Below are 20,969 nucleotides of genomic sequence, written 5' to 3' on the forward strand. Positions count from 1 at the left end.
GGTTAAGCGCGATCGATGCGGCCCGCGTAGCAGCCGCGCTTGGCATTGTGGGCATGGATATAGTCGACGTCGGGATTAGCGAAGAAGCGCTGGATGACGCCTTCGATCTCCTTGCCCTCGACGATATCGGCGTCGAGCATCATGCCGTCCTTGTCGAAGGCTCTGAGCGACATGAGCCTGAGACGGATGACGTCGGGCACTTCGTCCACTTGGGTGTAGGTTTCCTCCGCGCCTTCGCGCACGAAAATCGCATGGCTCGCGCGATAGGGCGTGTCGGCGGGCTGGCAGACATGATTGAGCAGGAGCACGGTTTCGCCGGGCGATGCGTCGCGCATCTCGATACGGTCGGGATAGCCCGTCGGTGTGTCGACGACATAGCGCTTGACGCCGTGCTTCGCCAATTCGGCATCGCTCAGGCCATAGAGATGACGGAACGGCTCGGGAGAAAGACCGGAAATGCGGAACGCCATAGCTGCCTCCAATTGTTGAAGACGCGAAGTTAGGCGGCCCGGCCCATCCGAGCCACCCGTTTCTTGCTGTCACGTCTGCGGTTCCACGCTTTGCAAGGTCCGCGATCCGAATTTCGCGTAATAACGTTCCCCTTCGATTGACCAGGTAAACGAGCCGCCACCACGCAAATCCTTGAGCCGCCCCGTACCGTCTATGATCTTCCACGTGCCGATACCACCAACGCGATCAGGTGCATCGCGACGCGTCACAACACCTTCGAATGTTTGATTGCTGGTTGAGCCGTCGGCCAGTATGAAGGTGTGAGTGCCCGAGAAGGGCTCTGTCTCTTCATAGATAGATATCGTCTCTACGCCGGCATAAGTTCCGTGTTCGTCATTGGCAAATTCGACGCGCCCTTTGAAGAGAGCAAGGACTACTCGGCGTCCTTCCGGGCTCGTCCCGGTCATCGCCTCATGCCAGATCGTTTCTCCGGTTTGAATACCCGTCATGAAGCTGTGATCCCTCATCCCAGTCTCCTCCGTCGATCAATCCGTGCCACTTATGGCTATGAAAGCCTCTCACACACATTATCGCAACACTGCCACCAAGTCGCATCCAGGTTTCTAGACGACCGGCGGGTTGAGCCGCGCAAAGCCCTCCTGGCGGTGATAAGGGAAATAGGGATAAGGCGCTGTCCGGCGGCTCGCTTCATCGAGGCGCCGCATCTGTTCCGGCGTCAGCGTCCAGCCGACGGCGCCGAGATTTGCCCTGAGCTGCTCTTCATTGCGCGCCCCGATGATGACGGACGACACCGTCGGCCGCTGCAGCAGCCAGTTGATGGCGATCTGCGGCACGGTCTTGCCCGTCTCGGCCGCCACCTCATCGAGGGCATCGACGACCCGATAGAGGTGCTCGTCATCGATCGGCGGGCCGAAGCTCGCCGTCTCATGCAGCCGGCTGCCTTCCGGCAAAGGCTCGCCGCGGCGGATCTTGCCGGTGAGCCGGCCCCAGCCGAGCGGGCTCCACACCAGGGCGCCAAGCCCCTGGTCGAGCCCGAGCGGCATCAGCTCCCATTCATAATCGCGCCCGATGAGCGAATAATAGGCCTGGTTGGCGACATAGCGCGGAAACCCATGTTTCTCGGCGATGGCGAGCGACTTCATGATCTGCCAGCCGGAGAAATTGGAGACGCCGACATAGCGGATTTTGCCCTGGCGCACGAGATGATCGAGGGTGCTCAGCACCTCTTCGATCGGCGTCGATACATCGAAAGCGTGGAGCTGGAACAGATCAATGTGATCGCTGCCGAGCCGTTTCAGCGCCGCGTCGATGGAATGCAGCAGCCGCGACCGCGAGGAGCCCCAGTCGTTTGGCCCGTCGCCCATCGGCAGCGCCGCCTTGGTCGAGATGAGGACCTCGTTGCGCCGGCCCTTGATCGCCTCGCCCAGCACCTCTTCCGAAGCGCCGTTCGAATAGACATCGGCAGTGTCGAAGAGCGTGACGCCGGCTTCGAGGCAGATGTCGACGAGGCGGCGGGCTTCCTTCGCATCGCTCGTGCCCCAATTGCCGAAGAGGGGGCCTGAGCCGCCGAAGGTTCCGGCGCCGAAGCTCAATACCGGCACCTTCAGGCCGGAACGTCCGAGTTGTCGATAATCCATGGGTCTTGTCCTTCCGGCTTGAGGTTCAGCAGGCTTTGGGTTGAGCGGCGGCAGTGGGCATGCGGGATGGCGTTCCGGCGCGCAGGCTGAGCGTCGCAATGCCGATGCCGGCGAGCGTCACGAGGGCGGCGACCGCCGGAATGGCGCCGAGGCCCGGACCGTGATCGATGACCACGCCGCCGAGCCAGGCACCGAGCGCATTGCCGAGATTGAAGGCCGCGATATTGAGGCTCGAAGCCAGGCTCTGGCCCGCTCCCTCGGTGGTCTTCAGCACCCACATCTGCAAGGGCGACACGGTGGCGAAGCCGGTGGCGCCGAGAAGGCCGACAAAAGCAATGGCCGCGATCTGGTCATGGAGGGCGAAGGTCATGGCGAGGCTGGTGAGCGCCAGCACGCCAAGGCTTCCGATCAAGGTCGGCTTGAGCCAGCGATCGGCGAGCTTGCCACCTAAGAGATTGCCGATGAGGAGACCGACGCCGAAGACCAGCATCGCCGGCGAGACGATGGCGTCGGAGAAACCGGTGATCTCCGTCAGCATGGGCGCGATATAGGTGAAGATCGCGAAGACGCCGGCATAGCCGAGGATGGTGGTGAGGAGCCCGAGCCCGACGGACGGGCGCGCCAGCGTCGCGAGATCGTTCTTCAAGCTGCTTTCGGCGGCAGGGGCGGAAGACTTCGGCACCAGAAGGGCGATCACCGCGAAAGCGGCGACGCCGATGAGCGTCACGGCCCAGAAAGTCGCGCGCCAGCCATAGAGCTGGCCGAGCCAGGTACCGAAAGGCACGCCCAATATGGTGGCGACGGTGAGGCCGGTGAACATGATGGCGATGGCCGAGGCCTTCTTGTTCTCAGGCACGAGGCCGGTGGCGACGACCGAGCCGATGCCGAAGAAGCTGCCATGGGCGAAAGAGGTGATGACGCGCGCGATCATCAAGAGCGCATAGGTGGGCGCCAGGGCGCTGGCGAGATTGCCGATGATGAAGATGGCCATGAGCGCCAGCAGCACGGTCTTGCGCGGCCATTTCTGCGTGAGGGCGGTGAGCAATGGTGCCCCCACCACGACGCCCAGCGCATAGCCCGAGATGAGAAGGCCCGCGGTAGAGACGCTGACGCCGAAGCTGGCGCCGACCTCGAGCAAGAGGCCCATGATGACGAATTCGGTGACGCCGATCCCGAATGCCCCGGCGGTCAGGGCGAAGAGTGCGAGAGGCATGATATTCCCTCCGAGAGATGTCGAATGGCCCGGAGATAGGTGCCCCTTCATTCGTCAAGTAGCTTGGATGAGTGAACAGTATTTGTGATATGAACTCACAAATAAGAAGCATTCCCGTGCGAAGGAGATAGGCCTATTGTCCCTTTCCGCGGTTTTCGCTGCAGAAACGCACAAGAGATCCATGGCCAAGCTCGAATGGGATGATCTGCGCTATGTCCTGGCGGTGGCGAGCGAAGGCTCGTTGGCGGGCGCCGCCCGGCGGCTTGGCGTCAACCACACGACGGTGCTGCGGCGCGTCGGCGCCTTCGAGGAGCGGCTGGGGCTTCGCCTCTTCGAGCGCTTGCCCACCGGCTATGTCTTGACCGCCGGCGGTGAGGAATTGATCGCCGCGGCGCATCGGATCGATGACGAGGTGACGGCGCTCGAACGCAAGCTCGCCGGACAGGATCTCAGGCTCTCAGGGATAGTGCGCATCACCACGACCGACACGCTGATGGGCTCGATCCTGCCGGAGGTGCTGGCGGCGTTCCGCGATGCCTATCCGGGCATCGCGATAGAGGTCGCGGTCTCCAATCTCATGTTCAATCTGACCAAGCGCGATGCCGATGTGGCGATCCGTCCCGCCCCCGATCCGCCGGAGACGCTGATCGGCCGCCGCATCGCCAGGATCGCCTTTGCGATCTATGGCAGTGCCGACTACCTCGCCGCGCATGAAGGCCGGAAGCTCGCCGATCATCCCTGGATCGGACCTGACGATCATCTCGCCGCGACCTCGGTCGCGCAATGGATGCGCGCCGAATTGCCGGGCGCCGATATCGCGCTGCGCACCGACTCGCTGCTCGCCGCGCGCAACGCTGCTCTTGCCGGCCTCGGCCTGGCAGCGCTGCCCTGCTACCTGGGCGATACGACGCCGGGACTCGTCCGCCTTGGGGGGCCGATCGCCGCGATGGAGACGGCGCTCTGGATCCTGACCCATGAGGATCTGCGCCACCAGGCCCGCATCCGTGCCTTCACCGACTTCGCCGCCCAGGCTTTGGCGCAGAAGCGGGCGCTTCTCGAAGGTGAGGCGCCACTCTCGCCGCGCGAAAGCGGGGAGAGGGTGAAATAGCGCCTGTGCATTCACGCAACGACACTCGGCAAAATCACAGATCGGCATAGAGCAGAGCGCGGCTTACCTCACTGCGGAGCAACCTTGAGGAAAGCCGCGATGACCCCGATCGAACTTCATACCTATCAGACGCCGAACGGCCACAAGGCCTCGATCATGTTGGAGGAGACGGGCCTGCCTTACAGCGTCCATGTCGTCGATATCGACAAAGGCCGGCAGCATGAGCCGGAATTCTTGCGGTTGAACCCCAACAACAAGATTCCGGTGATCGTCGATCCCGACCGCCACCGCACTGTCTTCGAGACGGGCGCCATCCTCTTCTATCTCGCCGAGCGATCAGGCGCACTCAGGCCACGCGATGCCGACGAGGCCCTGACGACGCTGCAATGGACCTTATTCCAGGCGGCGCATCTGGGACCGATGCTGGGCCAGCTCTGGCACTTCAAGGTCTTCGCCCGGGAAAGGCTGCCCTACGCCATCGAGCGCTATGAGAATGAGGCGACCCGCCTCCTCGCCATTCTCGATCATGAGCTTGCCCGCCGTCCCTATCTGGTCGGCGCGCAGTACGGCATTGCCGACATCATGACCTGGCCGTGGATCAATGCGCTCTCGAAGCTCGGCCGGTCTCTGGCGCACACGCCGCATCTCAAGCGTTGGCATGCCGCAATCGCCGCGCGGCCCGCGGTCCGACGCGGCATCGCCATACCGCATATCGCTGCCGATTGACGGCAGTACTCAACTCAAAGGAATCCGTGCAATGGAATCTCTGTTCATTCCCTTGTCGCTTGTCGCCGGAGGCCTGCTCGCCGTCCAGGCGGGCGCCAATACCCAGCTCGCCAAGGCGACCGGCAGTCCCTTCGCCGCCACCACCATCCAGGTGCTCATCGCCGGCCTGTTGCTTCTGCTGGTCGCCCTCGCGACCGGCACCGCCGCCGCTTTCGGCAAATTGCCGAGTGCCGTCTGGTGGCATGCGACGGGCGGCATCGCGACCGCGATCTATGTCGCCTCGACCATCCTGCTCTTCCCGCGCCTCGGCGCGGTGGTGACGGTCGGGCTCTTCATCGCCGGCCAGATGCTGGCCTCGCTCTTCCTCGACACATTCGGCATCCTTGGCGTGCCGCGCCAGCCGCTCGAATCCGCGAGCCTTCTCGGCACGCTCGCGGTCCTCTTCGGCGCCGGCGCCATCGTCTTCGGCCAGAAGGGCGCCGCGGCCGAGCTCTCGCTCTTGACGCTCGGCTGGATCCTGCTCGCTCTCGTCGCCGGCGCAGTGCTGCCGGTCCAGGGCGCGATCAACGGCCTGCTGCGCATCGGCATCGGCGCCCCCTTCCCCGTCGGCGCCTTCAGCTTCGCCATCGCCACCTTGTCGATGCTGATCGTGCTCGTGGCGTCGCAAGCCTTGGGCACTGCGCCCAAGCCCGATTTCGCCGGACTGAGAGACATGCCCTGGTGGGGCTGGATCGGCGCCGTATGCGGCGCCACCTATGTCACCACCATGTTCACGGCGATCCCGGTGATCGGCACCGCTGCGACCGTCGGGCTCACCGTCGCCGGCCAGCAGATCGCCTCGCTCTTCGTCGACCGCTATGGCTGGTTCCGCTTGCCCAGGCGCACGATCTCGGCCTTGCGCTTCTCGGGCGTCGCCCTCCTCCTCATCGGCGTCGCCGTCATCAAGATCTTCTGATGAAATCGAGGACCGTCGCGACGATCGCCTCCGGCGCGTCCTCTTGCACCAGATGCTTGGCGTCCGGCACGACCCGGAATTGGGCATCGGGAATGCGCCGCGCCAGCTCCTGGCCGCGCTCGAGCGGTATCCAGTCATCATCCTTGCCCCACAAGATCGTCACCGGGCAGCGCATCTCGCCGAAGCGGTTCTCGATCTCATCGGTGAAGCGCTGATCCATCTGGGCGATCTGGCGATAGAAGGCGGCCTGGCCTTCGGCGCCGAGCCACGGCTTCATATAGAGCGCCAACTCCTCTTCCCGGAGCGCATGGAACACGGTCCCGGCGAGATAGGCGCGCAGGATCGCCTCATGGATATAGGCCGGCAATCCGGCGAAGACTTTCTCATAGTCGTGCGCCGTCTGGACAAAGGGCGAGCCCCAGGGCCGGATCGCCACTGGATCGATCAAGGTGAGCGAGCGGTAGTCGCGGCCGTTGAGGAGATGCGCGCGCAATGCCGTAGCGCCGCCGAAATCATGCGCGACCACATCGGGCTTGCCGAGCTTCCAGTGATCAAGCAGCGCGGAGAGGACCTTGTTCTGGACGCCGAGCGAGACATCCTGCCCGGCCCGTTTCTCCGACTGGCCATAGCCGAGGAGATCGAAATAGAAGACTTGGGCGTGCGCGGCGAGCCAGGGCGCGATCCGCCGCCATTCGATGGAGGAAAAGGGCGTTCCATGCACCAGCACCAGCGGGTCGCCTTGGCCCTGGACGCCCCAGCGGATCTCCTGCCCGCCGAAATCGAAGCTTTCGGGAAGGTGCCAATCGGTTCCTGTCATGCAATCTCATCCATCGTCGCGAAACCGCCCGCCCTTGACACGCTAGGCTCGCGGCCTTTCATTTGCTAGAGGCCTGTGCCTGGTGAGTGAGAAAGTTGGAGGGTCTGCGGACGTGCCGGCAAAGAATGCGACATGGCGCATCGGTATCCTGTTTTCGCGCAGCGGTGTCGCCTCGGTGACGGGGACCGAGCATTTCTTCGGTACAGCACTCGCCATCGAGGAGATCAATGCCAAGGGCGGCGTGCTCGGGCGCCAGATCGAGCCCGTCGCCTATGATCCGGCCGGCGAGCCCGAGCTCTACAGCTCCTATGCCCGCAAGCTTTTGCGCGAGGACGAGATCAATGTCATCTTCGGCTGCTCCATGTCCGGCAGCCGCAAGGCGGTGCTGCCCTATATCGAGCGCTATAACGGCCTTCTCTGGTATCCCTCGATCTATGAGGGCTTCGAATTCTCCGAGAACGTTCTCTATACCGGCTCCACCCTCAACCAGAACACCTTCGCCCTCGCCGACTTCATCCTCCAGCGCTATGGACCGCGCATCTTCTTCGCCGGCTCCGACTACATCTATCCGCGCGAATCCAACCGGGTGATGCGCGATCTCCTCGAATGCAAGGGCGGCGAGATCGTCGGCGAGCACTATGTGCCGCTCAATGCCGATGACGCGGCCTTGCGCAAATTGATGAAGGAGATCGAGAAGGCCGAGGCCGATACGGTCTTCTCCACCCTGATCGGCCGTGGCGCCCGCAAGCTCTACGGCATGTATGCCGATGCCAAGATCGACCGCGGCAAACGCCCGATCGCGAGCCTCACTCTGGCCGAGGGCGAGATCAGGGTCATCGGTCCCGACAGATGCACCGGCCATGTGCTCGCCGCCCCCTATCTGGCGGCGGTCGAGAATGACGAGAACCAGCGTTTCGTCCGCGCCCTCAAGAAAAGATTTGGCGATGAGGCCATGGCGACCATGTGGTCGCAGACCGCCTATTCGCAGATCCATCTCTTCGCCCGCGCCCTCGAGCAGACCGAGACGCTCGATACTCACAGGCTCGGCCAGGCGGCGCTCGCCGTCGACTATCCCTCGCCCGAGGGCCGCATGAGCTTCGATCCCGAGAACCGCCATGTCTGGTCGACGCCGCGCATCGGCGTCGCCAAGGCGGACGGCCAGTTCGAGATCGCCTGGCAGTCGAAAGTGCAGATCCGTCCCGATCCTTATCTGGCCTCCATCCGGCTCGAAGAGCCGTGGCTGCAGAATTGAGGGCGCCGCCGTGACGACGCTCAAATTCATCCTCGATGACCTGCAGCAGGCCAAGGTGCTGGTCATCCATCCGCGCGACGAGGATGGCGCTGCCCTCGTCGATCACCTGAAGCGGCTCGGCTGCGATGTGAAGGCGGTGTGGCCCATGCCGGCGTCCATCCCCTCCGATGTCGATGCCGTCTTCGTCCAGGTGGGCGAATCCTCCGCCGAGGCGCTGGCGCCTTTGGTCGAGAATGTCGCGGCGGCGATCATCGCCATCGTGACTTATGAAAGCCCGACCTCGCTCAAGGCGATCGCCGATCTCAACGCCCATGGCGTGATCACCAAGCCTTTGCGGCAGCTCGGCGTCCTTACGCAGTTCGCCCTCGCCCGCTATCGCTACAGCTACGAGATGCGGCTCGCCAACAAGGTGCGCAAGCTCGAGGACACGCTGAAAGGCCGGCGCACCATCGAGAAGGCGGTCAGGATCCTGACCGAGCTGAACGGGCTCGAGGAAGAGGTCGCCTATCGCCAGATCCGCGACCAGGCGACGGCGAAGCGCATCGCCATCGTCTCGGTCGCCGAAAGCATCATCGCCGCCAATGACGCGATGCGCGCCTTCGGCATGAAGATCTCGAAGCCCGGCAAGAGCTGATCCTCACCGCCGTGCATCGCGGACTTGACTCGGTCCCATGACCGTGTAACGTCGCCCACGAGCAAGTTTGCTCGGCGGCAGGAATGCCGCATACATTTTGGCTGGGCAGCCCCTTGGTTTGCGGATGATTTCCGCGCCAGGGGTTTTTTGCGTTTGGAGGAAGCATTGACGGTCAAGGCGGAAACGCGGCCGGCACTCAAGATCGCTTGCGTGCAATTCGAGCCGGTGATCGGCGATGTCGCCGGCAATCTCGCAGCGATGGAAGAGCGCATCCGCGCTGCGCATCGCGAGGGCGCCGCCGTCATCGTGCTGCCGGAGCTCGCCGACTCGGGCTATGTCTTCAACGACATCGAGGAAGTGGGCCGGCTCGCCGCACCCATCCCCGAAGGCAAGAGTTCGCGGCATCTCATCGCGCTCGCCCAGGAGCTCAGGCTCCACATCGTGAGCGGTCTCGCCGAGCGCGACGGCGAGAGCTTCTACAATTCGGCGATCCTGTGCGGACCTCAAGGCTATATCGGCAAGTTCCGCAAGCTCCATCTGTGGAACCGCGAGAAGCTGTTCTTCGAGCCGGGCAATCTCGGTCTGCCGGTCTTCGACACCGGCATCGGCAAGATCGGCATGGCCATCTGCTATGACGGCTGGTTCCCGGAAATCTTCCGGCAGATGGCGCTGAAGGGCGCCGAGATCGTCTGCATACCGACGAACTGGGTGCCGATGCCGGGCCAGGACCGCTCGGTCGAGCCGATGGCCAACATCCTCCACAAGGCGGCGGCGCATTCCAATGCCATCTACATCGCCTGCGCCGACCGCATCGGCGTCGAGCGCGGCCAGCCCTTCATCGGCGCAAGCCTGATCATCGGGCCGACGGGCCAGCCGATCGCCGGTCCCGCCGGCTACGACACCGAGGAAATTCTGTCTGCAACCATTTCGCTTGGCGACTTGAAAACAAGCCGGACGCTCAGCGAACGAAACGACGTGATCGGCGACCGTAGGCCGGATGTCTACGGCTGACGGTTGTCGCGATCGAAAAATTCCGGCGTCATCAACAGGGGAAACGACCATGAAACTGAAGCTATTTTCCATACTCGTCGGCACGATGCTTGCCACCTCGGCCTTGGCCGAGGACACGATCAAGATCGGCGTGCCCGTCGGGCTCTCCGGCGCCAACAGCGTGATCGCGCCGGCGATCGTGCAAGCCTCCGAGCTCGCGGTCGAGGAGATCAATGCGGCGGGCGGCATATTGGGCCGCAAGCTCGAGCTCCATGTCGCCGATGACGGCTCGGGCGCCGCCGGTGCCCAGAAGGCCTTCGATTCGCTGGTCTTCCAGAAGGAAGTGAACGCCATCATCGCGACCGAGACCAGTGCCGCGCGCAATGCCGGCCTGCCGATCGTCGCCAAGGGCGACATTCCCTATATCTATGCGTCCTTCTATGAGGGCCGCTCCTGCAGTCCCAATCTCTATGTCAATGGCTGGGTGCCGGAGCAGCAGGTGCCGCCGGTCGTCGATTATTTCATCAAGACGCAGAACGCCAAGAAGTTCTTCCTCGTCGGCAGCGACTATGCCTTCGGCCGCGGCATGCTCGAATTCGCGCGCGCCTACATAACGAAGGCCGGCGGCGAAGTGGTCGGTGAGGAATACCTGCCGATGGAAGGCACCGACTGGACGGCGATCATCACCAAGCTCAAGGGCTCCGGCGCCGATGCGCTCATCACCTCGACCGCCGGCGGAACGCCGAACGTGACCTTGACCAAGCAATTGCGCGCCGCGGGCGTGACCTTGCCCTATGGCAATCTCGCGGTCGATGAGGGCACCGCCAAGAGCATGGGCGCCGATGCCGCCGGCATCTTCATCGCCGCCTCCTATGTGACGAGCATCGACAGCCCGGCCAACAAGTCCTTCCTCGCAGCCATCGAGAAGAAGTTCGGCACGGAGCTGCGCACCCCCAACGATCTCTCGGTGCCGCAATATGAGGCCGTCTATCTCTACAAGGCGGCGGTCGAGAAGGCCGGGACGACCGACACCGCGGCGGTGCTCGAAGCCCTGCCGCAGGTCTCCTATACCGGGCCCCGCGGCGTCATCACCATGAACAAGCAGCATCATGCGCCGCTCACCATGTATCTGGGCCAGGTCGAGGCGGACGGCTCGGTGAAGGTGGTGCAGACCTTCGAGGGCGTCGATCCGGGCGAGCAGTGCCCCAACCTCTGACCTCATGACAGGATCGAATGGGGCTGCGCTGCCGCGGCCCCATTTCCCGCTGCGAGCCCCGCCATGATCATCCTGCTCGACGTGATCACGACCGCCGCCATTCTCTTCGTCGTCGCGGCCGGGCTGCTCGCCATCTTCGGCGTGCTCAAGATCATCAACTTCGCGCATGGCGCCTGGCTGACGGTCGGCGGCTATTGCGCCGTCGTGACGACGGCCTGGGGCTTGAGCCCCTGGTTCGCCTTGCCCTTCGCCTTCATGGTCGGCGCCGCGCTCGGCGCCCTGACCGAGCTCTTCATCGTGCGCCCGCTCTATCGCCGGCCGCTCGATGCCATATTGGCCACCTGGGGATTGAGCATCGTCATCGGCCAGCTCATCACTTTGTGGTTCGGCCGCGATATGCAGATGATCCCGAACCTCCTGTCGGGCACGATCGACTTCTTCGGCATCAGCTATTCCGTCTATCGCCTCTTCACCATCGTTGCCGCCCTCGTCATCGGTCTCACTTTCGCCTTCCTGCTCGACGGCACGCGCCTCGGCCTTTCGGCCCGCGCCGTGATCATGAACGAGACCTTGGCGCGGGCGCTCGGCATCGACACCGCCAAGGTCAGGCTCGCGACCTTCATGATCGGCACCGGCATTGCCGGCCTCGCCGGCGTGCTGCTGACACCGCTCACCAGCGTCGATCCCAATATGGGCGTCGGCTGGCTGATCGGCGCCTTCATGCTGGTGATGGTGGCGGGCTCGTCCTTCGCGGCGCTGGCTTTCGCCTGCCTCGTCTTCGGCGGCGCCCAGGTCCTGGTCTCGACCTTTGTCAGCCCGATCTTCGGCAGCATCACCGTGGCCGTGCTCTGCGCGCTGGTGTTGCGCGTCAGCCCGAAAGGATTTGCCCGTGAGTGACGCAGCGCTTCGCCGCCTCAACCTGCGCGCCACGCTGCTCGCGATCCTCGCCTTCGGCGCTCTTCTCGCGGTGATCTTCGGGCCTTCGATCTTCGACCGCTTCACCATCAATGTGCTGACCCGCTCGATGATCTACGCCATGCTGGCGGTGACCGTCGACCTGCTCTGGGGTTTTACCGGCGTGCTCACTTTCGGCCAGGCCGCCTTTTTCGGCCTTGGCGCCTATGCGACGGCGATGGTGCTCACCCATATCGGCGCCTCGCCGGCGCTGATGGTGCTGGCTTTCGTGCTCGCCTTCCTGGTGCCGCTGCTCGTCGGCCTCATCGTCGGCTGGCTCTCCTTCGGCTACAAGGCGACGCCGCTTTACGCCACCGTGATCTCGCTCGTCGTGCCGATCGTCATCACCCAGCTCGCCTTCTCGGGCGGCCATTGGACCGGATCGAGCAGCGGCCTCGTCGGCTACGGCACCTTGCCTTTGGGCCTCAAGGGCTATTTCCGCCTCTCCGGCATTTCTCTCCTCGTCGTGGCGACGGCGGCCTTCATCTTCGTGCGCTCCGATGCCGGCAAGGTCCTGGTCGCCATTCGCGACAATGAGGCGCGCTGCGCCTATCTCGGCCTCAACCCCGAGCGCATCAAGATCCTGCTCACCACCGTGCTCGCGGGTGTCGCCGGCATTGCCGGTTTCCTCTTCGCCAATGCGACGGGGGTGGTGGCGCCCGAGAATACCGGCTTCGTCTTCGGCACCGAGCTCGTCATCTGGACGGCGCTCGGCGGGCGCGGCACCATCATCGGGCCAATCTTCGGCACCATCGGCATCGATTATCTGAGCGCCAGCCTGTCGGGCGAACTGCCTTTCCTGTGGAACCTGATCATCGGCGCCTTGTTCGTCATCATGATCATCCTCTTGCCGAACGGCCTTGCCGCTTTGGTCGACCGCTTCCTGCCCGGCGGCAAGCGCATTGAGGCCAGCGGCACCCCGGCGATCTTCGGCAATGAAGCGGCCTCTGCCGCGGGATCCTTCAAGGAAAAGCCGCTGCTCCAGGTCAAGGACCTGAGCAAATCCTATGGCAGCCTCAATGTGCTGAAGGGCCTCGATCTCGACGTGCGCCCCGGCGAGCTTGTCAGCCTCGTCGGCCCCAATGGCGCCGGCAAAACGACGGTCATGCGCTGTCTCAGCGACGGCACCGAGATGACGGGCGGCACCATTGTCATGGCCGACCGGAATGTCGCCGGCCTGACGCCGAACGAGATCGTGGCCTTAGGGGTAGGACGCAAATTCCAGGTGGCGAGCGTCTTCGACAGCCTGAGCGTCGCCGACTGCCTGCGTCTCGCCCGCGCCAAGCGGCTCTCGCCCAGTCCCTTGCGCCGCTCCAGCGATCTCGATCTGCCGCCGGCCGCCGCCGACATCTTGAAGCTGACCGGCCTCGACCGCCTGCTCGACCACCCGGTATCCCTGCTCTCGCATGGGATGAAGCAGAGCCTCGAGCTCGCCATGGTGGTAACGCTCGAGCCGCGCCTCATTCTGCTCGACGAGCCGACCGCCGGGCTCACCAAGACCGAGCGCACCACCATCGGCCATATCCTGCAAAAGCTCACCAAAGAGCTCGGCCTCGCCATCATCCTGGTCGAGCACGATCTCGATTTCGTACGCCAGATCTCGAGCCGCATCGTCGTGCTGCATCAGGGCCGCCTGGTGCTCGACGGCACCGTCGATGACGTCATCAATTCCGACGTGGTGAAGTCGGTCTATTCGGGAGGCGCCCATGTATGACGCTGAGCCCCCATCGCCCGCCAAGCTCGCGCTCACCGAGATTTCGAGCGGCTATGGCGCCATCGATATCATCAACGCTCTGTCGCTTTCGGTGGCGACGGGCGAGATCTTTGCCCTCATGGGCAAGAACGGCATGGGCAAGACGACCTTGCTCAAGACGATCCTGGGCTTCGTCGCTTTGCGCGGGGGCGAGATCAGACTCGACGGCGCCTCGATCGTCGGCACCTCGCCCGCCTCCCTCATCGCCTCAGGGCTGGCTTACGCCCCCCAGGAGCATGCGCTGTTCCAGGATCTCACCGTGCGCGATAATCTGCGGCTCGCTTTGCGCTCCGATGCCGGCCTTACGCAAGCTTTCGAGGGCGTCTATCGCCATTTCCCCTTCCTCAAGGATCGGCTCGGCCAGAAGGCCGGCACTCTATCGGGCGGCGAGCAGAAGATGCTGATCCTCGGCCGCGCCTTGATGCTGCGGCCCAAGCTCCTGCTCATCGATGAGATCTCGGAGGGCCTGCAGCCGACAGTGGTCGAGAAGATCGCGGCCGCGCTCAAGGAAGAGCGCCGGCTCAACAACACGACCATCCTGATGGTCGAGCAGAATCTCGATTTCGCATTGGGCGTCGCCGACCGTTGGGCGGTGCTGAAGCTCGGCCAGATCGACGATACCGGCGATGTCGCGTCTGGCTCGCGCGGTCGCATCCTCGAGCATCTGAAGATCTGATGTATTTCGACCTCGATTGATCAGCCGGCACCCGCAGCGGTAAGCAATCCACCGATGACGGCGATATTGACGATGAAGCCCGAGCGCAGCGAGTTTCGCTCAGGTCCGGAATAGCGCCAGAAATTGAGCAGCATCAGGCTGGCGACGATGGTGAAGATGATGAGCGCCCAAGCCGCATAAGGGCGCGCTATGCCGAAAGCGAGCGCGAGGCCGGCAGTGATCTGCACGGCAGAGCCCACCGGCACCAAGAGACGCGGCGCCGGAAAATCCCGCTCGGCCAGAAAGGCGGTGAGGGCCTTGAGGTCGAGGAGATGCGCCAGGCCTTCATAAGCGAACATGCCACCCATGAGGAGGAAGCCGACACGAGCGGCCGTGTCCATTGGCCGGCCTCCTAGCGTGCCGACCAGACGGCGAGCTCATAGCCGTCGGGATCGGTGAAATGGAACCGCCTGCCGCCCGGAAAATCGAAGATCGGCTTGACGATGGCGCCGCCCGCTTTTTCCACGCGCTTCTGCGTCGCTTCGAGATCGTCGGCATAGAGGATGACGAGCGGCCCACCCGGGCGCGGCGCGCCGAAGGTGGTGAAGCCGCCGGTCAGCCGGCCATCGGCGAATTCGCAATAATCGGGTCCATAATCCTTGAATGTCCAATCGAAGGCCGCGCCATAGAATTTCCGCGACCGCGCGATGTCCTTCACATTGAACTCGATATAGTCGATCTGCCGGTCATTGTGCTGCGCAGTCATTGGGGGTCTCCTTTTGGTCGCGGGCAATCATGCCTCGGCCCGACGGCACGTGTCTTGAACAAAACGGCCAGCGCGTCACGCGAGCTGGCGCGCGAACTCCCCCGCCGTCATGCCGCACAGCGCGCGGACCTCGCGGTTCAGATGCGCCTGGTCGGCATAGCCCGCCGCCAGCGCCAGATTGCCGAGGCCCAAGGCCTCATGCCGGCGCACCAGGCCCATGAAAGCCTGCAGCCGCAGGATGCGATGCAGCCGCTTGGGACCATAGCCGAAGGCATCATGACAGCGGCGCCGCAAGCTCCGCTCGCTCAGGCCCAGCGCAGCGCGTATCTGCGCTATCCCGCCTTGCTGTTCGGCGACATTCGCACCGGTCAGGCCGAAGATCAAAGCGGCATCGCGGGGCGGCGCGTCACGCGCGGCCGGCAGATCGAGGAGCAGCCGCTGCAGCAGGAGAAGTCGCTCCTTGTCCGTGGCCATGGAAGCAAGCCGCTCCGCGATGAAGCGCGCCTTCCGTCCCCAGATGTCCGCCATCTCGACCTCCCGGCCGAGAAGCTCCGTCATGGGCAGATTGAGCCACCGGCATGCCGAGCCTGGCGTGAAGCGCAGGCCCAGGATCCTATTGCCGGCCCCGAGATCGGGGTATGCCGCCACGGCATCCGGACCGACGACCAGGAACCGATCTTTGCGCCAGAGGAGATCGACGCAACCATCAGGCACGATCGCTATCGGACCCTTATGATCGGCAGCGACTTCATTCACCCAGGCACAGAGAAAATGCGGACGCAGATGCGCGATCGGCAAAGCCTCTTCATAGCTGCCGGCGCGTCCCGGCAGCGTCGCGGCACCTTCCTTCCGGTCCTCGCTCGCTTTCACCACAAGGCTGAGGATATAGCATCGGCGAAGCTCTTGCGATCCCGGCTCACGCCCGCCGGAAGGCCTTCAGCCGCGCGATGCGGCGCTTGCCCTCGGCGGTCTCACGCATGTCGAGGAAATCGGTGAAGGTGAAGACGCAGACACCGTCCGCCGTGCTCGCCTCGACCCGCCCGACAATGTCGAGAAACTCCTCGGTCGTGATCGACGTGGCGCGCCCGCGATTCGCATGCATGCCGTCCAGATAGAGGGCGCTGCCCTGGATGGTTGCGACGGTGGTGGAGCGGCTGCGCCGCTTGACGTCATCGGCGATCGCGGCCGGCCATTCCGGCCCGCGCCTGAGGATCTGGTGATAGCCCATCACCTCGAACACATCGGCGACCTCCTTGAGCCGCGCCGGGCTCTGGCCGAACACTTCTTCGGCCACATTGTCGAAATCTTCGAGGAAGAAAGGCAGCGTGTTGATGGCGACCTTGATGTCGCTCTTGATGGATCTGAGTGCCGTGCGGATGGAGCCGACCGCGCGTGTGGTGGCCGCGCATTTCCAGTCACGCCAAGCCGCTCTGTGGCTGGCCGCGATCATCTGCGCTGCCTTGACCGGATCATCAACCGGGATATCGATGCCCGTCTCCTGGCGAAAGCGCCGAAGCGTCTCGGGTCCATAGCAATAATCCGGCATTTCGGCCCGCGTCACATCGGGCAGCCAGATTTCCCAGAAGCCCGGCCAGCGGATGAAGCCCAGATGGACGCCGTCGGGCGCGAGCTCTTGCGTCGCCTTTTCGAGGAGCGCCAGCTTGTGCGCGATATTGGCGGCGCGATCGGGCGGCAGGCCGATATACCAGTCGGTCTTCCCTTCCCGGCGGCCGAACTGGTCGATCGGCAGGAGATCGGGATGGGCAGCGATGAAGCCCGGATCGAAGCCGATATTGAGGCTGGCGAAATACGATATCCCGCGCTCGCGCAGCGCATCGCGGAAGGCGCGGTCGTCGAGCGTCGCGAAGCGCGCCTTCTCCTCCGGTGTGACTTCGCTTTCGATCGCCGTGTCCTGCATCGGCAGGAGCTTGCTCTGCGCCATCACATAGGTGACGCCCATGCCCGCCAATAGGTCGGCCGCCTGTTCGGGCTCGAGCCGGTGCCGGAGGTACCAGACATTGTCATAGATCTTCATTCCGACGCGCGGATCAAGCATGGTCACTAACCTTTGTCAGAGGGAGTTGTGCCGGCCGGGCGAGCCGGCCGGCAGAGTCCTAACGGGCGTCACCACTCGCCCTTGAATTCGTTCACATTGGCGCTGGTGATCTTGGGCATCGGGATGATGTTGCGCTTCTCGGGCAGGCTCTCGCCTTTGGCGAGCTTCACCGCGAAATCGAGCGCCTGCTTGGCATCGGTGGTGGGCGACTGATCCATCGTGCCATACATCAGACCGTCGCGGATCGCCTTGAGGCCGTTGATCGTGCCGCCGGTGCCGACGACCTTGATGTCGCCGCGTCCCGCCGCCTTGAAGACTTCCGCCGCCGCCGCCCCGCTGTTGTCGTCCTGCGCGAAGACGCCCTTGAGATTGTCGCCATAGGCGGTGAGGAAGGCCTGCGCCACGTCCTTCGCCTTGACCGGATTCCAGTCCGCCGTCTGTGCGCCGATGACGGTGATCTTGGAATTGAGCTTGGCGAGCCCGTCCTTGAGGCCTTGCGTGCGCAACAGCGTCGTGCTCTGGCCGGGCGAGCCTTCGATGATGGCGATGGCGCCTTCGCCGCCAAGTGCCTCCTGCAGCAATTCTGCCGCGATCACGCCTTGCACATAGTCGTCGGGTCCCGAATAGCCGGCGAGCAGAGCCTGGCCGGGCTCGGCGGGCTCGTTCGACACGGCAAGGATCGGGATGCCGGCGTCATGCGCCTGCTTCAGCGCCGGGATGACGGCATTGCCGTCGAGCGAAGTGACGAGCAGCACATTCACCTTGCGGTTGACGAGCGTCGCGATATCGCTGCTCTGCTTGGCGATGTCGCCATCGGCACTGAGCGTCACCACCTCGACGCCTTCGACGCCCTTGGCATTGGCCTCGAGCGCATTGGTCACGGCGGCGATATAGGGCCAACCGAGATTGGGCTGCGAATGGCCGATCACGATCTTGTCCGCCGCGACCGCACTGGATGCGGCCATCAGCCCGGCGGCGAGCGCCGCGAGAGCTGCTCCCTTGAGATACTTCACTACAGACATCACACTTTCCTCCACAGTTTTTGACTTCACTGGCCGGAACGCCGGCCCCGGCGGCATTTCTTCTTCAGCGCGGCCGCGAGCGCTCAAGGAGGCCCTCCATCACGACCAAAGCGAACAGCAAGGCGCCAATGGTCATGCGCTGGTAGTAGGAAGGCACACCCAGAAGATTCATGATGTTGATCAAAGCACCGACGAAGACGAGCCCGGCCAGCGCGCCGAGGATCGAGCCTTCGCCGCCACGCAGAGAGGCGCCGCCGATGAGGGCCGCGGCGGCCGCGGTGAGCGGCGTCATCTCGCCGATGATCGGCGAGCCGGTGCCGAGCCGTGCCGCGAGCAGAAGGCCGGCTAACCCTGCGAGCACGCCCGACAGCACATAGCATTGGGTCTTGAGGCGGTTGACGGCGAGGCCCGACATGCGCGCGGCTCGCTCATCGGCGCCGAGCGCATAGACATGGCGGCCCCAGGCGCGGTGATAGAGCAGCACATGCGCCAGGATCATGATGGCGATCATGATCAGGAAGGCATAGGGCAAGGGCCGGCCCTGGCCCAGCGCCAGGAAGGTGTCGTCGAGGCTGACGACCGGGCGTGTGTCGGTGTAAGCGAGCGTCGCGCCGCGCACCATGACCATCACGGCGAGCGTTGCGATGAAGGGATTGATCCTGAGCCGCGTCACCAGCGTGCCGCTCAAGGACCCACTGAGAGAGCCCATGACGGCCGCGCCCAAAGCCGCCGGAAGGAGCCCGTAAGGCAGGAGCACGACGGCCGCGACGCCGCCCATCGCCATCACGGCGCCGACCGAGAGATCGAAGCCGCCGGCGATCATCACGATGGTCATGCCGGCGACGATGATCCCGTCGGTCGAGATCGATTCGGCGAGCGTGCGCAGGTTTCCACTGGACCAGAAGCCGTCAACAAAGATCGCCAGGATCAGGAGCGGGATCAAGGGCGGCTTGATGAAGAGCCGCATCGCGACGGGCGAAAGGGAGAGCGTCATGATGCGCTCCCCGACCGCTGCCAGGAGTAGAAGGCGACGGCCGCCGTCAGCACCACGCCCTGGACGAGGAGCTGCACCGGATATTGGTAGTTGTTGATCGTCATCACATTGGTGATGACGGCAAGGACGAGGATCGCCGCCGCTGTGTCGGCCGGACGCCCGACGCCGCCGGTGAGGCTCGTCCCGCCGAGTACGGCGGCGGTGAGGGCGGGGAATTCATAGCCGCGGATCGCCGTCGGATCGACATGGCCGACGAGCGAGGCGATGAGCACGCCGGCGAGCGCCGCCAGCATCCCTGAGATGACATAGGTCGCAACGCCGGTGCGCGTGACGCCGATGCCGGCACGCCGTGCCGCCTCGCGATCGCCGCCCAGCGCATAGACATGCCGTCCGAAGACGGTCTCGCTCATCACGATGGCGAGCCCGATGACGAGGCCGGCGAAGATATAGACCGCGAAAGGCACGCCCAGCAGTCTTGCGGTGGTGAGCGCGGTGAAGAGCGGATCGATATCATCGGCGCGCACATGCTGGCCCCTGACCAGCGCCAGCACCGCGCCCACCACCAGGAACTGCATGCCGATGGTGGCGACGATCGAATTGGCGCCGGCGCGATAGACCGCGAGGCCGTTGATGAGGCCGATGACGCCGCCCGTCAGGATCGGCAAGAGGATGGCGGTGAGCGTGCTTAGCCCGTCGGACGGGCCGAGCAGCAGCGCCATGACCGCCGCCATCATCACCGTGGCGCCGGTCGACAGGTCGAACTCGCCGCCAATGAGCACGATGGTCATGCCGAGCGCCACGATGCCGGTGATGACCCCCTGCTGCAGCACCGCGGCAAGATTGGCGGGCGTGAGGAACGGTCCCGACCACAGCGAGGCGGCCACGACCAGGACGAGGAGCACCGGCCAGATCGGCGTGATCAGACGAAAGGATGGATGCTGCAGGGTGGCGCTCGTCATGGCGAAGCGCCGTTCTCAGGGACAAGCTTGCGGCCGCGGATGATCATGTCGACCACCTCGTCCTCATGCGTGTCACGGGCCTGGAGCGCGCCGACGATCTCGCCGTTTTTCAGGACGACGATGCGGTCGGCGAGGCGGATAACGTCGCGCACGTCATGGCTGATGAGCAGGATGCCGATGCCCTGGTCACGCAGGCGGCGGATCAGCGCGCCGACTTGCGCCGTCTCATGCGGCCCCAAGGCCGCGGTCGGCTCGTCCATGATCAGGAGCTGGACCTTGAAATGGATGGCGCGCGCAATGGCGATCGCCTGGCGCTGGCCGCCCGACATCTGGCGCACCGGGCGCTCGATATTGGTGAAATTGGGATTGAGGTCGGTCAGCGCCTGCGCCGCTTCGCGCGCCATCGTCTTCTTGTCGAGGAAGCCGAAGCGTGTGCGCAATTCGCGCCCGAGGAAAAAATTTGCCGGCGCATCGAGATTGTCGGCGAGAGCGAGCGTCTGATAGATCGTCTCGATGGCATGGCGGCGCGCATCGCTTGGTGAGGCGAAAGTGACGGCCGCGCCATTGACCTTGATCTCGCCCGAGGTCGGCGGGAAGACGCCCGAGATGATTTGCGCCAGCACCGACTTGCCGGCGCCATTATGGCCGACAAGAGCCACGACCTCGCCGCGGCCGATCGTGAGATCGACGCCTTTCAGCGCCCTGACACCGCCGAAATTCTTGGTGATGCCGGTCAATTCGACCAACGCGCCGTCAGCCATGGCTCCCCCTCCTATAAGAAAGACTAGGAA

The 20,969-nt window shown here is 64.3% G+C and carries 23 protein-coding genes; 10 read left to right on the top strand and 13 right to left on the bottom strand.

The genetic code is table 11. The features are described 5' to 3' along the window. Positions 1–2 precede the first annotated feature (2 nt). From DS839_RS14750 to DS839_RS14765, 4 genes are all read right to left on the bottom strand, one after another. Positions 3–470 (bottom strand): DUF1203 domain-containing protein, encoded by a 468-nt coding sequence (locus tag DS839_RS14750; protein WP_119271107.1) that lies wholly within the window; start codon positions 468–470, stop codon positions 3–5. A 69-nt stretch (positions 471–539) separates the two neighbouring features. Then, positions 540–977 carry a hypothetical protein gene (locus DS839_RS14755; RefSeq protein ID WP_119271108.1) on the bottom strand — a complete coding sequence of 146 codons (438 nt, stop codon included), beginning with the start codon at positions 975–977 and terminating at the stop codon, positions 540–542. Positions 978–1,073: 96 nt separating this feature from the next. Next, complete coding sequence (locus DS839_RS14760) at positions 1,074–2,108, bottom strand: aldo/keto reductase (RefSeq protein WP_119271109.1); 1,035 nt, start codon at positions 2,106–2,108, stop codon at positions 1,074–1,076. A gap of 25 nt (positions 2,109–2,133) precedes the next feature. Beyond that, positions 2,134–3,321, bottom strand: coding sequence for an MFS transporter (locus tag DS839_RS14765; protein WP_119271110.1), 1,188 nt, complete (start codon positions 3,319–3,321; stop codon positions 2,134–2,136). 181 nt (positions 3,322–3,502) lie between these two features. On the opposite strand from DS839_RS14765, the gene DS839_RS14770 reads away from it, so the two are divergent. The 3 genes from DS839_RS14770 (at position 3,503) to DS839_RS14780 (ending at position 6,110) form a co-directional block, all read left to right on the top strand. Next, positions 3,503–4,429, top strand: coding sequence for a LysR family transcriptional regulator (locus DS839_RS14770; protein ID WP_119271111.1), 927 nt, complete (start codon positions 3,503–3,505; stop codon positions 4,427–4,429). 99 nt (positions 4,430–4,528) lie between these two features. Next, positions 4,529–5,155 (top strand): glutathione S-transferase family protein, encoded by a 627-nt coding sequence (locus DS839_RS14775; RefSeq protein WP_119271112.1) that lies wholly within the window; start codon positions 4,529–4,531, stop codon positions 5,153–5,155. 31 nt (positions 5,156–5,186) lie between these two features. Next, positions 5,187–6,110 carry a DMT family transporter gene (locus tag DS839_RS14780; RefSeq protein WP_119271113.1) on the top strand — a complete coding sequence of 308 codons (924 nt, stop codon included), beginning with the start codon at positions 5,187–5,189 and terminating at the stop codon, positions 6,108–6,110. Here the strand turns inward: DS839_RS14780 and DS839_RS14785 are convergent. Beyond that, positions 6,097–6,927, bottom strand: coding sequence for an alpha/beta fold hydrolase (locus tag DS839_RS14785; protein ID WP_119271114.1), 831 nt, complete (start codon positions 6,925–6,927; stop codon positions 6,097–6,099). The genes DS839_RS14780 and DS839_RS14785 overlap by 14 nt on opposite strands. Before the next feature lie 112 nt (positions 6,928–7,039). On the opposite strand from DS839_RS14785, the gene DS839_RS14790 reads away from it, so the two are divergent. The 7 genes from DS839_RS14790 to DS839_RS14820 all read left to right on the top strand — a co-directional run bounded on the left by DS839_RS14790 (position 7,040) and on the right by DS839_RS14820 (position 14,402). Next, positions 7,040–8,179 carry a transporter substrate-binding domain-containing protein gene (locus tag DS839_RS14790; protein WP_119271115.1) on the top strand — a complete coding sequence of 380 codons (1,140 nt, stop codon included), beginning with the start codon at positions 7,040–7,042 and terminating at the stop codon, positions 8,177–8,179. Positions 8,180–8,189: 10 nt separating this feature from the next. Continuing rightward, positions 8,190–8,813: an ANTAR domain-containing response regulator gene (locus tag DS839_RS14795; RefSeq protein WP_119271116.1), complete on the top strand. Its 624-nt coding sequence runs from the start codon at positions 8,190–8,192 to the stop codon at positions 8,811–8,813. Positions 8,814–8,978: 165 nt separating this feature from the next. Then, positions 8,979–9,824, top strand: coding sequence for a nitrilase family protein (locus DS839_RS14800; RefSeq protein ID WP_119271117.1), 846 nt, complete (start codon positions 8,979–8,981; stop codon positions 9,822–9,824). Between the two features lie 49 nt (positions 9,825–9,873). After that, positions 9,874–11,019, top strand: coding sequence for a substrate-binding protein (locus tag DS839_RS14805; protein ID WP_119271118.1), 1,146 nt, complete (start codon positions 9,874–9,876; stop codon positions 11,017–11,019). A gap of 63 nt (positions 11,020–11,082) precedes the next feature. Then, positions 11,083–11,916: a branched-chain amino acid ABC transporter permease gene (locus tag DS839_RS14810; RefSeq protein ID WP_119271119.1), complete on the top strand. Its 834-nt coding sequence runs from the start codon at positions 11,083–11,085 to the stop codon at positions 11,914–11,916. Further along, entirely contained in the window at positions 11,903–13,687 is a 1,785-nt protein-coding gene (locus tag DS839_RS14815; protein WP_438816523.1) for a branched-chain amino acid ABC transporter ATP-binding protein/permease, read from the top strand. The genes DS839_RS14810 and DS839_RS14815 overlap by 14 nt, the downstream gene beginning before the upstream one ends. Then, complete coding sequence (locus DS839_RS14820; protein ID WP_119271121.1) at positions 13,680–14,402, top strand: ABC transporter ATP-binding protein; 723 nt, start codon at positions 13,680–13,682, stop codon at positions 14,400–14,402. The genes DS839_RS14815 and DS839_RS14820 overlap by 8 nt, the downstream gene beginning before the upstream one ends. Before the next feature lie 20 nt (positions 14,403–14,422). On the opposite strand, the gene DS839_RS14825 is transcribed toward DS839_RS14820, so the two are convergent. From DS839_RS14825 to DS839_RS14860, 8 genes are all read right to left on the bottom strand, one after another. Beyond that, positions 14,423–14,782: a DoxX family protein gene (locus DS839_RS14825; RefSeq protein ID WP_119271122.1), complete on the bottom strand. Its 360-nt coding sequence runs from the start codon at positions 14,780–14,782 to the stop codon at positions 14,423–14,425. A gap of 11 nt (positions 14,783–14,793) precedes the next feature. After that, positions 14,794–15,147 (bottom strand): VOC family protein, encoded by a 354-nt coding sequence (locus DS839_RS14830; RefSeq protein ID WP_119271123.1) that lies wholly within the window; start codon positions 15,145–15,147, stop codon positions 14,794–14,796. A 75-nt stretch (positions 15,148–15,222) separates the two neighbouring features. After that, complete coding sequence (locus tag DS839_RS14835) at positions 15,223–16,017, bottom strand: helix-turn-helix domain-containing protein (RefSeq protein WP_162918538.1); 795 nt, start codon at positions 16,015–16,017, stop codon at positions 15,223–15,225. A 46-nt stretch (positions 16,018–16,063) separates the two neighbouring features. Then, positions 16,064–17,203: a glycoside hydrolase family protein gene (locus DS839_RS14840; protein ID WP_119271125.1), complete on the bottom strand. Its 1,140-nt coding sequence runs from the start codon at positions 17,201–17,203 to the stop codon at positions 16,064–16,066. 68 nt (positions 17,204–17,271) lie between these two features. Continuing rightward, entirely contained in the window at positions 17,272–18,225 is a 954-nt protein-coding gene (locus tag DS839_RS14845) for a sugar ABC transporter substrate-binding protein (RefSeq protein ID WP_162918539.1), read from the bottom strand. 64 nt (positions 18,226–18,289) lie between these two features. Further along, positions 18,290–19,219, bottom strand: a complete 930-nt coding sequence (locus DS839_RS14850) for an ABC transporter permease (RefSeq protein WP_119271127.1) — start codon at positions 19,217–19,219, stop codon at positions 18,290–18,292. Next, positions 19,216–20,178, bottom strand: coding sequence for an ABC transporter permease (locus tag DS839_RS14855; RefSeq protein WP_119271128.1), 963 nt, complete (start codon positions 20,176–20,178; stop codon positions 19,216–19,218). The genes DS839_RS14850 and DS839_RS14855 overlap by 4 nt, the downstream gene beginning before the upstream one ends. Next, positions 20,175–20,939, bottom strand: a complete 765-nt coding sequence (locus tag DS839_RS14860; RefSeq protein ID WP_119271129.1) for an ATP-binding cassette domain-containing protein — start codon at positions 20,937–20,939, stop codon at positions 20,175–20,177. Before DS839_RS14860 ends, DS839_RS14855 begins: the two co-directional genes overlap by 4 nt. Between the last annotated feature and the right edge of the window lie 30 nt (positions 20,940–20,969).

This window comes from Taklimakanibacter deserti (assembly GCA_003574785.1).